The 16190-nt window shown below is 60.6% G+C and carries 12 protein-coding genes; 2 read left to right on the plus strand and 10 right to left on the minus strand.

Annotation, left to right across the window (positions count from 1 at the left end):
- Window positions 1–152: 152 nt before the first annotated feature.
- The 9 genes from CAF65_RS13180 to leuC all read right to left on the minus strand — a co-directional run bounded on the left by CAF65_RS13180 (window position 153) and on the right by leuC (window position 11178).
- Window positions 153–779 (minus strand): phosphoribosylanthranilate isomerase, encoded by a 627-nt coding sequence (locus CAF65_RS13180; protein ID WP_085716658.1) that lies wholly within the window; start codon window positions 777–779, stop codon window positions 153–155.
- A 63-nt stretch (window positions 780–842) separates the two neighbouring features.
- The gene (gene truA, locus CAF65_RS13185) at window positions 843–1667 is read right to left on the minus strand and encodes a tRNA pseudouridine(38-40) synthase TruA (protein ID WP_085716659.1); all 825 of its coding nucleotides are present in this window, start codon (window positions 1665–1667) and stop codon (window positions 843–845) included.
- Between the two features lie 173 nt (window positions 1668–1840).
- Window positions 1841–4468 (minus strand): FimV/HubP family polar landmark protein, encoded by a 2628-nt coding sequence (locus tag CAF65_RS13190; protein ID WP_085716660.1) that lies wholly within the window; start codon window positions 4466–4468, stop codon window positions 1841–1843.
- A 205-nt stretch (window positions 4469–4673) separates the two neighbouring features.
- Window positions 4674–5684: an aspartate-semialdehyde dehydrogenase gene (locus tag CAF65_RS13195; protein WP_085716661.1), complete on the minus strand. Its 1011-nt coding sequence runs from the start codon at window positions 5682–5684 to the stop codon at window positions 4674–4676.
- Between the two features lie 256 nt (window positions 5685–5940).
- Window positions 5941–7053: an aspartate-semialdehyde dehydrogenase gene (gene asd / locus CAF65_RS13200; protein ID WP_057715575.1), complete on the minus strand. Its 1113-nt coding sequence runs from the start codon at window positions 7051–7053 to the stop codon at window positions 5941–5943.
- Window positions 7054–7119: 66 nt separating this feature from the next.
- Window positions 7120–8202 (minus strand): 3-isopropylmalate dehydrogenase, encoded by a 1083-nt coding sequence (leuB, locus tag CAF65_RS13205; RefSeq protein ID WP_008016234.1) that lies wholly within the window; start codon window positions 8200–8202, stop codon window positions 7120–7122.
- A gap of 65 nt (window positions 8203–8267) precedes the next feature.
- Window positions 8268–9035, minus strand: coding sequence for a class I SAM-dependent methyltransferase (locus tag CAF65_RS13210; RefSeq protein WP_085716662.1), 768 nt, complete (start codon window positions 9033–9035; stop codon window positions 8268–8270).
- 65 nt (window positions 9036–9100) lie between these two features.
- Window positions 9101–9745 carry a 3-isopropylmalate dehydratase small subunit gene (leuD, locus tag CAF65_RS13215; protein ID WP_085716663.1) on the minus strand — a complete coding sequence of 215 codons (645 nt, stop codon included), beginning with the start codon at window positions 9743–9745 and terminating at the stop codon, window positions 9101–9103.
- A 2-nt stretch (window positions 9746–9747) separates the two neighbouring features.
- The gene (gene leuC / locus CAF65_RS13220) at window positions 9748–11178 is read right to left on the minus strand and encodes a 3-isopropylmalate dehydratase large subunit (protein WP_085716664.1); all 1431 of its coding nucleotides are present in this window, start codon (window positions 11176–11178) and stop codon (window positions 9748–9750) included.
- Between the two features lie 148 nt (window positions 11179–11326).
- On the opposite strand from leuC, the gene CAF65_RS13225 reads away from it, so the two are divergent.
- Together CAF65_RS13225 and CAF65_RS13230 are read left to right on the plus strand one after the other, a co-directional pair.
- Window positions 11327–12217 carry a LysR family transcriptional regulator gene (locus CAF65_RS13225; protein WP_085716665.1) on the plus strand — a complete coding sequence of 297 codons (891 nt, stop codon included), beginning with the start codon at window positions 11327–11329 and terminating at the stop codon, window positions 12215–12217.
- A gap of 67 nt (window positions 12218–12284) precedes the next feature.
- Window positions 12285–15563 (plus strand): PAS domain S-box protein, encoded by a 3279-nt coding sequence (locus tag CAF65_RS13230; RefSeq protein ID WP_085716666.1) that lies wholly within the window; start codon window positions 12285–12287, stop codon window positions 15561–15563.
- Between the two features lie 54 nt (window positions 15564–15617).
- Here the strand turns inward: CAF65_RS13230 and CAF65_RS13235 are convergent, their stop codons facing one another.
- Window positions 15618–16064 (minus strand): Hsp20 family protein, encoded by a 447-nt coding sequence (locus CAF65_RS13235; RefSeq protein ID WP_085716667.1) that lies wholly within the window; start codon window positions 16062–16064, stop codon window positions 15618–15620.
- Window positions 16065–16190: the final 126 nt, after the last annotated feature.

Raw genomic sequence — 16190 nt, forward strand, 5'->3', positions numbered from 1 at the left:
AAATTCATGTGTGCGGCGACGGTCGATGGACTTGCCACGGTCAGCGCGAAACATGACCTGCGTGCAACCAGAAACCCTCGGATATGCCTGCTGTGTGCAGTGCATCCGCTTTGTACAGTGCAGTGGACGGCGGCAGTCTGCCAGCCGTCACATCAACAGGTGCTACCACGTACCGCTTTGATGAATGCCTGAATCTTTGCGTGGTCCTTGATGCCCTTGCTCGCCTCTACCCCGCCGCTGACATCCACGGCGTAAGGCCGAACGCGCGCAACCGCCTCGGCGACGTTATCCGGCGTCAGACCACCTGCCAGAATGATCGGCTTGCTCAAGCCTTGCGGTATCAATGACCAGTCGAATGCCTCACCGGTTCCTCCGGGAACGCCTTCGACGTAGGTATCGAGCAGGATTCCACTGGCACTTGCATAAGCATCACAGGCCGCGGCGATGTCATCACCGGCCTTTACCCGCAATGCCTTGATGTACGGCCGGTGCCAGCCTTCACATTCAGTGGCGGTTTCGTCGCCATGGAACTGCAACAGATCCAGCGGCACCGCGTCGAGGATTTCCCCCAGCTCGCAACGGCTGGCATTGACGAACAAACCCACGGTGGTCACGAACGGCGGCAGCGCCTTGATGATCGAGCGCGCCTGCTGGAACGTCACCGCACGGGGGCTTTTGGCGTAAAACACCAATCCGATGGCATCCGCCCCGGCCTCGACGGCCGCCAACGCATCTTCCATGCGGGTAATCCCACAGATCTTGCTGCGAACGGCTGACATGTCGATACAACTCCAAGACAAATCCGGGAAAGTCCCGGATGGTAGCAAAAGCATTCGAGGGCGTCAGCCGCCAAGTTCCGAGAAGCCGGTCAGGAAGTGCGGACCGATGTAACGCTCGGGCAACTCGAACTCGTCACGGTACTCGACCTGGACCAGATACAAACCGAATGGATGCGCCGTCACGCCACCGGTCCGTCGAATCCGGCTTTCCAGCACTTCTTTCATCCACTCCACCGGACGCTCACCGGCGCCGATGGTCATCAGCACGCCGGCAATGTTGCGCACCATGTGATGCAGGAAGGCGCTGGCGCGAATATCCAGCACGATCATCTTGCCGTGACGGGTGACGCGCAGGTGGTGCAGCTCCTTGATCGGCGACTTGGCCTGGCACTGGCCGGCGCGAAAAGCGCTGAAGTCATGGGTGCCGAGCAGGTATTGAGCGGCCTCGGCCATGCGCTCGACGTCCAGCGGACGGTGGTTCCAGGTCACTTCTTCGTTCAGGTGCGCCGGGCGGATCTGATCGTTGTAGATCACGTAGCGATAACGCCGGGCGATGGCCTTGAACCGCGCATGGAAATGCGCCGGCATGACCTTGGCCCAACTGACACTGACGTCGTGGGGCAAGTTGATGTTGGCGCCCATGGTCCAGGCCTTCATCGAACGCTCGACCTGGGTGTCGAAATGCACCACCTGCCCGCAGGCATGCACCCCGGCGTCGGTACGCCCGGCGCACATCAGCGAAACGGGTGAGTCGGCGACTTTGGACAAGGCGTTTTCGAGGGTTTCCTGCACGGTGAGCACCCCGGATGCCTGGCGCTGCCAGCCGCGGTAGCGCGAGCCTTTGTATTCGACGCCCAGCGCGATCCGGAAAAAGCCTTCGGCAGCCATTTCGGCGGCCGGGTTATCTATATTTGCCAAGGAGGGACAGCCTGCTGATGTACCAAAGGCGGGCATTATAAGGCCGCCGGACGGGGATGCCAGAGAGATCTCCACTGACTGCTCCGGCAAAACAAAAACGGCAGCCTCAATGGGCTGCCGCTCTTTCACAACATACCGATCACTCAAGCCAGGCGCGAAAGCATTTCCCTGGCTTCGCTCTTCTGCTCGTCACTGCCTTCGCTCACGACCTCTTTGAGGATGTCGCGGGCGCCCTCGCTGTCGCCCATGTCGATATAGGCCTGAGCCAGATCGAGCTTGGTAGCGGCTTCATCGGTACCCGAGAGGAAGCCGAAGTCATCATCGTCACCCAGTGCAGCATCAGCCTCGGTAAAGGTCGGCTCGCCGATGCTGCTGGACAGGCTCTCCAGCTCGGCATTGACATCATCCAGCTCTGCCGCGAACGCATCCGGCGTGTCCATTTCGTCTGCCAGCGACAGATCGAAATCAGCCGGCAATTCCAGATCATCCAGCGCGACCTCAGGCACAGCCGTGGTTTCGGCAGCTGGAAAATCCTTCACCCCTGCATCCAGATCCAGCAGGAAGTCGTCTTCAGCCAGCATCGCCGGCGACGGTTGCGCACCGAGATCCAGGTCAAGATCGAAGTCCGACAGATCGTCGAGGCTTTCCTTGATTTCAGTCTGTTGCTGCAGCACCGACTCAAAGCTCAGGTCATCGTCCTGCGGGAACTCACCCAGATCTGGCAACTCTGCCACTTCAGGCTCCGGCGCGGGCGCAGGCGCCACAGGTGTGATCGCGTCCAGATCGTCCAGGCTCAGGTCGAAGGCGCTGTCGAGGTCGTCCTCGAACGGTGCCGGTTCTGCCGCCGGCGCCTGTGGCTCGTCGAGCAACAGATCCTTGACGTATTGCGCGTCCAGCTCGGCAGCAACGGCGGCTGCCGCGATGCCACCGGCAGCCACCAGCGCCATGGCCGGGAAGCGGCTTTTGAGTTTTTCAACCTGGGCGAAATTGTCGCCATTGGCCACCAACTGACGCTCCTGGCCGACGAACGCATCGCGGTCGCCTTGCTGGCCGTAGACTTCCATCAGCTTCAAGCGCAAGTCACTGCGCTTGGGCTCTTGCTTGACGCCGTCCTCCAGCAACGCGGCAGCCTGGTTCAGACGACCGGCATTGATGTGCGACTGAGCCTGGCCCAGCACGTCATCGGAACGCTCGGCAGCCGGCGCCACCAATGGCGCGGCGATCGGCGTGGTCATCACGACCGGGGCAACCACTGGCGCTGGCGCGGGAGCAGGCGTCGCTGCAGTCGCCAGCTTCACGCTCGGCGGCGGAACTTCCAGGCCTTCGAAGCTGCTTTCCGGCAAGTCGAAATCGGCCGAGAACGGTTGCTCTTCGGCCAAGGCACGCGCCATGCGCATATGTTTCTCGGCTTCTTGCCGGGCTTTGCGGCGGCGTGCCAGCAACAACAGCAAGAGCAGCAGAATCACCGCACCGCCACCCATCAGGCCCAGCAGCACCGGATTGGTCAGCAACTCATTGAATTTCTGATCGTCGGATGCGGTCGGTGTCACCTCGACAGGTTTCTCGACCGGCGCCGGAGCTGCCTCGGGCGCCGCAGCCACTGGTGCAGGTGCAACCGGTGCAGTTTCTGCCGGAGCAGGCGCAGCCGCCGGGCTGGCAGCCAGCTCGGCGGACATTGCCGGGGCCATTGCGGCGGCGGGTGCGCCATTCGCGCCCTCGGCCTGCAACTTGGCCAGTTGATTGTTCTTCAACTCAATCAGGCGTTGCAGCTTGTCCACCTGACTTTGCAGGTCGGCCATACGGCTTTTCAGTTCGGCGTTATCACGACGACTGGTGTCGAGGCTTTCCTGAGTCAGCGCCAGCTTGTTGGCGAGGGCCCTGGCATCTCCGGCAGCACCTTTGCCACGGTTCTTGCCGGACTCGGCGGAAACCAGGCTCAGCTTGTCACCGACCGCTTGAGCCGGAGCACCGTCGGTGCGAGCGCGATGGGTGGCGTCGAGCTGCTGCTGCCCTGCCCCGGGTTTGGCCACATAACGGCGCCCCTGACGCCAGGCCTTGTTTTGCGCGGCCACTTCGGCAACGGCCTTGGGTTGCGGCAGGCTCGTGCTCTGTGCCTGGTCCGGCATGCGCAGCACCTGGCCGGTTTTCAAGCGGTTGATGTTGCCATCAATGAAGGCGTCCGGGTTCAGTGCCTGGATGGCCAGCATGGTTTGCTGGATCGAACCGCCATTACGCGCTTTTGCGGCGATTTCCCACAGGGTATCCCGTGGCGTGGTGGTGTATCGGGACGGCTTGGTTGCACCGGTAACCGGCGCGGCGACGGATTGAGTCGGTACAGGCTGCGCAGCCGCCTCGGCGGTCTGTGGCGAGAATTTCGATGGATCGAGCAACACACTGTAGTCGCGCAGCAAACGGCCGTTCGGCCACATGACCTGAACCAGGAACTTCACCATGGGTTCGGAGAGTGGCTTGCTGGAGGTCACGCGCAGGATGCTTTTGCCGCTGGCATTGAGCACCGGAGTGAAGGTCAAGTCATTGAGAAACGCCTGGCGATCGACACCGGCCTTGGCGAAATCTTCCGGAGAAGCCAGGCTCGGTACCACTTCAGCAGCGGTGAGATCCTTGACATCGAGCAGCTCGATTTCCGCTACCAGTGGCTGGTTGAGCGTCGATTTCAGGGTCAACTCCCCGAGCCCGAGGGCATGCGCCATACCGGAGGACAGCGCCGAGGCGGCCGCTATTGCTAACACCAGTTTGCGAACTTGAACCATTAGCTCATCCTTAGTTTGAACATTCCTCGGCCAGCGAGAAGGTATTGATAGCCGCTGCCGCAAGGCATTGCACACGACGGCGAGGGTCGTCGCGCGCGGTCATTTCATTGATGCCCCGGAAAGCCCCGCAGAGTGGCTCGCCTTCAGCATTCCGGCAAGCATAGGCTCGCCCGGAATCATTCGACAAATTGTCGCAAAGTATCTTTTACAGCAGGTCTTTTATCAACAACTCAGCCAACTGCACAGCGTTGAGCGCTGCGCCTTTGCGTACATTATCTGACGTCAGCCACAAATTAAGTTCCGACAGGTCGTCGATACCCTGGCGAACCCGCCCCACATAGACCACATCCTGCCCTACCGCATCGCCCACTGGCGTCGGGTAATCGCCGGCTTCCACCAGCTCGATTCCGGGGGCGTCCTCCAGGGCTGCATTGATCTTCGCCAGGTCGATTTCACTCGCGGACTGCAGGGTCACGCTATAGCTATCGCCAAAAAACACCGGGGCTTGAATGCAAGTGACGGAAATCTTCAATGAAGGCAACGCCATGACCTGGCGCAGCTCACGTACCAGGCGTTTTTCCAGCAACGTATGACCTTGCTCATCCGGTTTGCCGACCTGGGCCAACAGGTTGAAAGCCATTTGCCGGTCAAAGAATTTCGGCTCCAGCGGCCGCACATTCAGCAGTTCGGCTGTTTGCCGGGCGAGCTCAGTCACAGCTTCGCGGCCCTGGGCCGATACTGCCAGGCTGGCGGTCAGGTTGATGCGCTGCAAATCGAGCAACACCATCAGCGGCGCGAGCACTACCGCCAGCGTGGTGGTCGACGGACTTGGACTGCTGACCTGGAACGGTTTTTTCAAGCCGGCCAACACCTGAGCGTTGGCCTCGGGCACGACCTGTGGCGCCTTTTCGGCCGGCAAGGCACCGGAGAGATCGATCACCGAGCAACCGGTATCGGTCGCACGGGAAGCAAAACTCAATGAAACCGCCGGGCCGGCGGCAAAGAATGCCAACTGCACCTTACTGAAGTCGAACTCATCGACCTCCCGCACCCGCACGCTCTTGCCGCGAAACGATACGGAACTGCCGGCCGATTCGCTGCCGGCCAGCAGGTGTAGGGTGCCGATCGGGAAATCGCGCTCTTCGAGAATCTGCACGAGTGTTTCGCCAACAGTACCGGTGGCGCCGATCACGGCAATATCAATGGACTGGCTCATGGTTTGACCTCTGGCGAAACGCGGGGAGCGGCACTTTACCGGGTGGGTGGGATACAGGCAATTTCTGCCGGGGATTTGTAGTGTCTGTACCGACCTCATCGCGGGCAAGCTCGCTCCCACAGGGGTACGCATTCCAATGTGGGAGCGAGCTTGCTCGCGATGACGGAATATCAGGCAACCCATAAACATCAGGTTGCCGGAAATAAAAAAACCCGCACCTCTTGCAAGGCGCGGGTTCTTTCATTGCGTCAGTCGATCAACGCTCGAGCAGGATCCGCAGCATGCGACGCAGCGGTTCGGCCGCGCCCCATAGCAGCTGGTCGCCGACGGTAAACGCGCCGACGAATTGCGACCCCATGTTCAGCTTGCGCAGACGGCCAACCGGGATGTTCAGGGTGCCGGTGACCTTGTTCGGGCTCAGTTCCTGAATGCTGGTCTCACGGTTGTTCGGTACCAGCTTGACCCAAGGGTTGTGCTGGCTGATCAACCCTTCGATATCAGCGATCGGTACGTCTTTGTTCAGTTTGATGGTCAGTGCCTGGCTGTGGCAGCGCATGGCGCCGATACGCACGCAGATGCCATCGACCGGGATCGGGCTCTTGAAGCGACCGAGGATCTTGTTGGTCTCGGCCTGGGCCTTCCACTCTTCGCGGCTCTGGCCGTTCGGCAGTTCCTTGTCGATCCACGGGATCAGGCTGCCGGCCAGCGGTACGCCGAAGTTTTCGGTCGGGTACGCATCGCTGCGCATGGCTTCGGCAACACGACGGTCGATGTCGAGGATCGCGCTGGCCGGATCGGCCAGTTGATCGGCAACAGCGGCGTGAGTCGCGCCCATTTGCTTGATCAATTCACGCATGTTCTGCGCGCCGGCACCGGAGGCCGCCTGATAAGTCATGGCGCTCATCCACTCCACCAGGCCAGCTTCGAACAGGCCACCGAGGCCCATCAGCATCAGGCTGACGGTGCAGTTACCGCCGATGTAGTTCTTGGTGCCCGCGTCCAGTTGCTGGTCGATGACCTTGCGGTTCACCGGATCCAGAACGATCACCGCGTCATCCTGCATGCGCAGGCTGGACGCAGCGTCGATCCAGTAGCCCTGCCAGCCGGCTTCGCGCAGTTTGGGGAAGACTTCGCTGGTGTAGTCGCCACCCTGGCAGGTCAGAATCACGTCGAGGGTTTTCAGCTCTTCAATGCTGTAAGCGTCCTTGAGCGGAGCAATGTCCTTGCCCACGGACGGGCCTTGGCCACCGACATTGGAAGTGGTGAAAAACACCGGCTCGATTAGATCGAAATCCTGCTCTTCCAGCATCCGCTGCATGAGCACGGAACCGACCATACCGCGCCAACCGATCAGACCTACACGTTTCATCGCAACTACACCTTCTTGAAATGTGGACCGCTGCCTTGTCTTGAATTTGGCAGCGGGCCCGAGAGATTACAGATTCCGCAGCGCGGCGACTACTGCGTCACCCATTTCCTGCGTACCGACTTTAGTGCAACCGGCCGACCAGATATCACCCGTGCGCAAGCCCTGATCCAGCACCAGGCTGACGGCTTTCTCGATGGCATCGGCCGCAGCCTGTTGGTTGAAGCTGTAACGCAACATCATCGACACCGACAAAATGGTCGCCAGCGGGTTGGCAATGCCCTTGCCCGCAATATCCGGCGCCGAACCGTGGCACGGCTCGTACATGCCTTTGTTGTTGGTGTCCAGGGACGCCGACGGCAGCATGCCGATGGAGCCGGTAAGCATCGAGGCCTGGTCGGACAGGATGTCGCCGAACATGTTGTCGGTGACGATCACGTCGAACTGCTTCGGTGCACGCACCAGTTGCATGGCTGCATTGTCGACGTACATATGGCTCAGTTCGACTTCAGGGTAATCCTTGGCCACTTGCTCGACCACTTCACGCCAAAGCTGGCTGGACGCCAGTACGTTGGCCTTGTCCACCGAGCACAGCTTCTTGCCACGCACCATGGCCATGTCGAAACCGACACGGGCAATACGGCGGATTTCGCTTTCGCTGTACGGCAGGGTGTCGTAGGACTGACGCTCGCCGTTTTCAAGGGTACGGGTACCACGTGGTGCGCCGAAGTAGATGCCGCCGGTCAGTTCGCGAACGATCAGAATGTCCAGCCCGGCAACGATTTCCGGCTTCAGGCTGGAAGCCTCGGCCAGTTGCGGGTACAGGATCGCCGGACGCAGGTTGCCGAACAGGCCCAGTTGCGCGCGGATTTTCAACAGGCCGCGCTCAGGGCGGATGTCACGCTCGATGGTGTCCCATTTTGGGCCGCCAACGGCACCCAACAGTACGGCGTCAGCTGCGCGAGCACGCTCCAGGGTCTCGTCGGCCAGTGGCACGCCGTGCTTGTCGATGGCCGCGCCACCGATCACGTCGTGGCTCAGCTCGAAGCCCAGGGCGAACTTGTCGCTGGCCAACTCCAGAACCTTGACCGCCTCGGCCATGATTTCCGGGCCAATACCGTCACCTGGGAGAATCAGAATCTGCTTGCTCATGCTTTCCTCATGTCATCAGTCGGTGCGCCCTTGGGCACTCCCGGAAAAAGTCTATCGCTCGCCGCTTATCGTTCAGCCATCAGCACCAACACATCGGTACTGAACGAACCATCAGCTTCAATCTCGAAATATTCGCGCACTTCACTGCCCATCGACTGCTGCAACGCCCGGATCGCCGCGCGCATCACTTCAGGTGTGCGCATGCGCTCGACCCAACTGTTGTACTCCAGGCGCAAGCGTTGACGGGTGGTACTGCGCGTATGCAGCCCCGCCTCGCTGACCTGGCGCAACCACTCGCCGGCGGAATAATCGCGCACATGGCTGGTGTCGCGCAGCACTTCGACGCTTTGCAGGTAAGTGTCGAACAACGGGCTACCCGGTGACAACACGTCGATGAAAGCCGCCATCCCACCCGGCTTCAACACCCGGCGCACCTCCCGCAGGGCCAGGCCGAGATCGCTCCAATGGTGCGCCGAATAGCGGCTGAAAACGAAATCAAACTCGCCATTGGCGAACGGCAGGCGCTCGGCGGCACCGTTGACCGTGATCACGTTGCTCAGGCCACGATCGACAGCAGCGCCAGCCACTACGTCGAGCATCTGCTGCGACAAGTCGTAGGCCACCACTTCCCTGACCAGCGGCGCCACATGAAAACTCACGTGACCGGCGCCGCAGCCGAGATCCAGCACCCGGGCGTCGCCCTGCCCGGCCAGTTCCGCCTGTAGCAGCGCGAATTCGGTGCCTTGGGCGTGTACGGCGCTGCTCAGGTAGGCCGACGCCTGTTCACCGAATTGCTTTTGGACTACCTGGCTGTGCTGGGCGGTGCTGGTCATGGGGTCTTCCCTTTAGTCTTGTGGCGCCTGTTCCGGCCTCATCGCTGGCCCTGATTACATAAATCTCACGCGTCGCGGAACAACCAGGGCTGGCTCGCCCGGTGCCTGGCCTCGAACGCCGCAATCGCATCGCCGTCCTGCAAGGTCAGGCCGATATCGTCCAGGCCGTTGAGCAGGCAATGCTTGCGGAACGCGTCGATTTCAAAGCTCAACACCTTGCCGTCAGGGCGAGTCACGGTCTGGGCTTGCAGATCGATCTGCAGCTGATAGCCCGGATTGGCTTCGACCTGCTGGAACAGTTCGTCGACTTCGGCATCGCTCAAGATGATCGGCAGCAAGCCGTTCTTGAAGCTGTTGTTGAAGAAGATGTCGGCATAGCTCGGCGCGATGATGCTGCGGAAGCCGTACTCTTCAAGCGCCCACGGCGCGTGCTCGCGGCTGGAGCCGCAACCGAAGTTCTCGCGGGCCAGCAATACGCTGGCGCCCTGGTAACGTTCGGCGTTGAGGACGAAGTCCTTGTTCAGCGGACGCTTGGAGTTGTCCTGATACGGCTGCCCCACATCCAGGTAACGCCACTCATCGAACAGGTTCGGGCCGAAGCCCGTGCGCTTGATCGACTTCAGGAACTGCTTCGGGATGATCTGGTCGGTATCGACGTTGGCACGATCCAAAGGTGCGACAAGACCAATATGTTGGGTAAATGCTCTCATGCTTACTGCGCTCCCTGAATCATTTCACGGACGTCGACGAAACGACCGTTCACAGCGGCGGCCGCGGCCATGGCCGGGCTGACGAGGTGGGTACGACCACCGGCGCCCTGACGGCCTTCGAAATTACGGTTGGAGGTCGAGGCGCAATGCTCGCCACTTTCCAAACGGTCCGGGTTCATCGCCAGGCACATCGAGCAACCCGGCTCACGCCATTCGAAACCGGCTTCGAGGAAAATCTTGTCCAGGCCTTCCGATTCGGCTTGCGCCTTCACCAGGCCCGAGCCCGGCACCACGATCGCCTGCTTGATGGTCGAGGCCACTTTGCGACCCTTGGCGATCACGGCGGCGGCACGCAGGTCTTCGATCCGCGAGTTGGTGCAGGAACCGATGAACACGCGGTCGAGCTGGATGTCGGTGATCGCCTGATTGGCGGTCAAGCCCATGTATTTCAAGGCGCGTACGATGGAGTCACGCTTGACCAGGTCCATCTCCTTCGCAGGATCCGGCACGTTCTGATCGACCGCCAGGACCATTTCCGGCGAAGTGCCCCAGCTGACTTGCGGCTTGATTTGCGCAGCATCGAGCTCGACGACGGTATCGAATACTGCATCGGTATCGGACACCAGGTCTTTCCAGGCTTCGACGGCCATGTCCCACTCCGCGCCCTTCGGTGCGAACGGACGGCCCTTGACGTAAGCCACGGTTTTTTCGTCGGCGGCTACCAGCCCAACGCGAGCGCCGGCTTCGATGGACATGTTGCAGATGGTCATGCGGCCTTCCACGGACAAGTCACGAATCGCGCTGCCGGCGAATTCGATGGCGTGGCCGTTACCGCCAGCGGTACCGATCTTGCCGATCACGGCAAGCACGATGTCCTTGGCGGTGACGCCGAACGGCAATTGACCTTCGACGCGCACCAGCATGTTCTTCATTTTCTTGGCGACCAGGCACTGGGTGGCGAGCACATGCTCGACCTCTGAGGTGCCAATACCATGAGCCAATGCACCGAATGCGCCATGGGTCGAAGTATGGGAGTCACCGCAAACCACGGTCATGCCCGGCAAGGTTGCGCCCTGCTCCGGGCCGATGACGTGGACGATGCCCTGGCGAACGTCGTTCATTTTGAATTCGACGATGCCGTACTCATCGCAGTTGTCATCGAGGGTCTGGACTTGCAGACGCGAGACCTGGTCTACGATGGCGTCGATGCCACCCTTGCGCTCCGGCGTGGTCGGTACGTTGTGGTCCGGGGTCGCGATGTTGGCATCGATGCGCCATGGCTTGCGCCCGGCCAGACGCAGGCCCTCGAAGGCTTGCGGCGAGGTCACTTCGTGGATGATGTGACGATCGATGTAGATCAGCGCAGAGCCATCGTCGCGCTGCTTGACCAAATGCGAATCCCAGAGCTTGTCGTAGAGCGTTTTGCCGGCCATCAGACGGTTTCCTCATCAGCTTGTTTCTATGCCCCGGGCTTTGACGACTTCAATAACCCTTTGGCTTGTGAGGTCGATCCTAGGGGGTTACATTAAATAACTCAAATTCATATTTTTTATGCTTTGGATAACCAACTGGAATGCGAGCATGGACCTGGCCAACCTCAATGCCTTTATTGCCATCGCCGAGACCGGAAGCTTCTCCGGCGCCGGCGAACGGCTGCACCTGACCCAACCCGCCATCAGCAAGCGCATCGCCGGGCTGGAACAGCAATTGAAGGTGCGGCTGTTCGATCGACTGGGCCGTGAAGTGGGCCTGACCGAGGCCGGGCGCGCCCTGCTGCCGCGGGCCTATCAGATTCTGAATGTCCTCGATGATACGCGCCGGGCCCTGACCAACCTCACGGGAGAGGTGACCGGTCGTCTGACCCTGGCCACCAGTCACCACATCGGCCTGCACCGCTTGCCACCTCTATTAAGAGAGTTCACCCGACGCTACCCTGATGTCGCGCTGGATATTCAGTTTCTCGATTCGGAAGTAGCCTATGAGGAAATCCTGCATGGCCGCGCCGAACTGGCGGTCATTACCCTGGCACCGGAACCCCATGCTCTGGTCAAGGCCACGCCGGTGTGGGACGACCCGCTGGATTTCGTGGTCGCCCCGGAGCATTCACTGCTCAACAACGGCAAGGTCAGCCTGGCGGACATCGCCCGACACCCGGCGGTGTTCCCCGGCGGCAACACGTTTACCCACCATATCGTGCAACGGCTGTTCGAAGCCCAGGGCTTGACGCCAAACATCGCCATGAGTACCAACTACCTGGAAACCATCAAGATGATGGTCTCGATCGGCCTGGCCTGGAGTGTTTTGCCGCGAACCATGCTCGATGACCAGGTGGCGCGCATCCCTTTACCGGGCATACAGCTCACTCGCCAGCTAGGCTATATCCTGCACACGGAAAGGACGCTGTCGAATGCTGCGCGGGCCTTCATGGCCCTGCTGGACGCTCAACTCGATCTGCCAGGGACTCAAGGCTAACTTGTGCTACTCCTATAGAGCCGCGAGCACCTGCAACAAATGCCCAAACTCAGCCCAAGGCTTACCAATGCCGAAATCTGTTGACCGTATTCCGCCGATGCCGCGTATTCAGGCACTTGACCCGAAAAGCTCCGAACAGAGCTGGGAAAGTGCCTCGCAATTGTTGGCCGCGCTCAACGGCGCGCGCCTGGGCGCCTGGTATTGGGACATCGAGCGCGGGCAGATCAGCTGGTCCCGGGGTACACAGGCGCTGTTCGGCTTCGATCCCCGCAAACCACTGCCACATGATCTGGAATACCTCGACCTGTTGCCGCCGGAAGATCGCGCGAAAACCCTTCGCGCCTTTCATGCGGTCATCGCCGGCGCGCCGCTGGAGCAGGCCATGCACCACCGCATTCGCTGGCCCGATGGCAGCCTGCACTGGCTGGAAATCAGCGGCAGCCTGTTGCCGGACAAGCACGGCAGGCCACGAATGATCGGCGTGATCCGCGAAATCACTCACCAGCGCCAGCGCGAACAGGCGTTGAGCAGCTCGGAAAAACGCTTCGCCACCCTGTTTCACCTGTGCCCGAACATGGTCCTGTTGACCCGCCAGGAAGACGGCTTGATCTCCGAAGCCAACCAGTATTTCGAAAGCCTGTTCGGCTGGCCGGTGCAAAATGCGATCGGCCGCACCACCCTGGAACTGGGGCTGTGGGTACATCCCGAGCAACGGGACGAGCTGGTCAAGGCCACTAAAGCCAAAGGCGACCTGGTCAGCATGGAAGTGCAGTTTCGCGCCAGCAATGGCCAGATCCATGACGGCATCCTCAGCGCGCAAAAAGTCGAGCTCGAAGGCCAGCCCTATCTGCTGAGCACGTTCCTGGACACCACCGAACGCAAAGTCGCCGAACAGGCCCTCAAGGACAGCCAGGAACGCCTCGACCTGGCCCTGGACTCCGCGCAACTCGGCACCTGGGACTGGCACATTCCCAGCGGCATGCTCTACGGATCGGCACGGGCCGCCCAACTGCACGGACTGGACGCCAAACCCTTCCACGAGTCTTTCGACGAGTTCTTCGAAGGCGTACCCGGCGAAGAGCGCGACACTATGCGCGACGCCTACCGCAGCCTGCGTGAAGGCCCGGCCGGCAACTATCAATTGACCTACCGTGTGCAATTACCCGACGGCAGCTCACGCTACCTGGAAAGCCGCGCCCGCCTGTACCGCGATGAAAACGGCGTGCCGGTGCGCATGGCCGGCACATTGCTCGACATCACTGACCAGGTGGAGCGCGAACAACGGCTGGTGGCCTCCGAAGAGAAATTCGCCACGCTGTTCCAGGTCAGCCCCGATCCGATCTGCGTCACCCACCAGGACACCGGCCTGTTCATTGAAATCAACTCCAGCTTCACCCAGACCTTCGGCTGGAGCACCGCCGATGTGATTGGCCGCAGCGCCGACGAAATCGGCCTGTGGGACGCATCGGCGAAAAGCCTGCGACGGATCGAGCAGGTGATCCGCGAACAAGGCCTGAGCAACGTCGCCATTCTGGTCCAGCACAAGGATGGACAGGCCCTGACTTGCGTGATTTCCAGCCGCCAGATCAGCGTCGGCGACCAGCCCTGCATCGTCACCACGCTGCGCGATATCACCCAGCAACAGCGCTCGGAAGCGGCACTCAAAGCCAGTGAAGAGAAATTCGCCAAGGCCTTCCACTCCAGCCCCGACGCCATCACCATCACCGAGCGCGACACCGGACGCTATCTGGAGGTCAATGACGGCTTCTGCCGCCTGACCGGTTACCGCGCCGAGGAAGTGGTGGGCCGCACGGTGTACCAGGTCGGGATTTGGGCAGAAGAAAAACAACGCTCGGCGCTGCTGACGGAATTGCAGATCAAGGGTCGGGTTCATCATCAGGAAATGCTCGGACGCAACAAGCGCGGCGAACTGCTCACCGTCGAAGTCTCGGTGGAGCCGATCACCCTCAACGAAACCGCCTGCCTGCTGTTGACCGCACGCGACGTGAGCCTGTTGAAAAACGCCGAAGCGCAGATTCGCCACCTGGCCTATCACGACCCACTGACCAACCTGCCCAACCGCGCATTGCTGATGGACCGCCTGAGCCAGCAGATCGCCCTGCTCAAACGTCACAACCTGCGCGGCGCGCTGATGTTCCTCGACCTCGACCATTTCAAGCACATCAACGACTCCCTCGGGCACCCGGTGGGCGATACCGTGCTGAAAATCATCACCGCGCGCCTGGAAGCCAGCGTGCGCATGGAGGACACCGTTGCACGCCTGGGCGGTGACGAGTTCGTGATACTGCTCAGCGGTCTCGAAGGCTCGCGCAGCGAAGTCAGCGATCAGGTTCGCGGACTGGCCGACACCATCCGCGAACTGCTGTCAGAACCGATGTTCCTCGACGGCCAGCGCCTGCAAGTGACGCCAAGCATCGGCATTGCGCTGATCCCTGATCACGGCTCGACCCCGACCGACCTGCTCAAGCGCGCCGACATCGCGCTCTATCGCGCCAAGGACTCGGGTCGCAATACCGCGCAGATGTACCACAACACCATGCAGAAGGCCGCGAGCGAACGCCTGCGCATGGAAACCGACTTGCGCCTGGCCCTTTCCCGGGGCGAGTTTCACGTGCATTACCAACCCCAGGTCGACGCTCGGGGCGACCGCATCGTCGGCGCCGAGGCCTTGGTGCGCTGGGATCATCCGGAGCTCGGCGCACAATCGCCCACCGAGTTCATCAAGGTGCTGGAAGACAGCGGACTGATTCTGGAGGTTGGCACCTGGATCCTCGACGAAGCCTGCAAGGCGTTCAAAAAATTGATCGACGACGGACTGGTGAATCCGTACAAATTCAGCTTGTGCGTGAACATCAGCCCGCGCCAGTTCCGCCAGAACGATTTCGTCGAACGGGTTGAAAACAGCCTCGCCACCTACGGGCTACCCTGCACGTTGCTGAAGCTGGAAATCACCGAAGGCATCGTGATCCAGAACCTGGAAGACACCATCAACAAAATGCGCCGCCTGAAAAAACTCGGCGTGAGCTTCGCCATGGACGACTTCGGCACCGGCTATTCCTCACTGACCTACCTCAAGCGCTTGCCGGTCGACACCCTGAAAATCGACAAGTCGTTCATCCGCGACGCCACCAGCGACCCGAACGACGCCGAGATCATCCGCGCCATCGTCGCCATGGCCCACAGCCTGGATTTGAAAGTGATTGCCGAAGGGGTCGAAACAGCGGAGCAACTGGAGTTCTTGCAGGGGCTGGAGTGTCACTTCTACCAAGGGTATCTGCACAGTCAGCCGCTGCCGGTGGAGGCGTTTCAAAAACTCCTGAAGTGACGGCACAGGGTCACAAAAAAAGGGCGCCAATGGCGCCCTTTCTATTGCTCTGACTCAGTGTTGCAGAGCCGGTTTCTGCGTCCCGTTGATAGGGATGCGCTTGGCTTTCGCCTCTTCCGGGATCACCCGCAGCAGGTCGATGCTCAACAGACCGTTGCTCAGGTCGGCAGCCTTGATCTCGATGTGGTCTGCCAGACGGAAGGACAGCTTGAAGGCACGCTGCGCGATGCCCTGATACAGATAAGTGACGTCTGTGTTCGCGTCACGCTTGCCGCCACTGATGGTCAGCACACCCTTCTCGACTTCCAGATCCAGGTCTTCTTCCTGGAAACCAGCCGCTGCGATGACAATGCGGTACTCGTCGTCGCCGTGCTTTTCCACGTTATAGGGTGGATAGGTGCTGCCTGGCTCATTGCGCAGGGCGGTTTCGAACAGATCATTGAAACGGTCGAAACCTACCGAGGAACGGAACAGTGGTGCCATGGAAAATGTAGTAGCCATGATGCAAATCTCCTGAAAACAATCAGCAAGGTTTTTTGTCTCCGCGACCCGAATTCGGCATCGCGTAACCCTTAGATAGGGACCACTGATTGCATTTCAAGAGATTTTTCACTGTTTTTTTAAAAA

The organism is Pseudomonas sp. B28(2017) (genome assembly GCF_002113025.1).
GTDB lineage: Bacteria > Pseudomonadota > Gammaproteobacteria > Pseudomonadales > Pseudomonadaceae > Aquipseudomonas.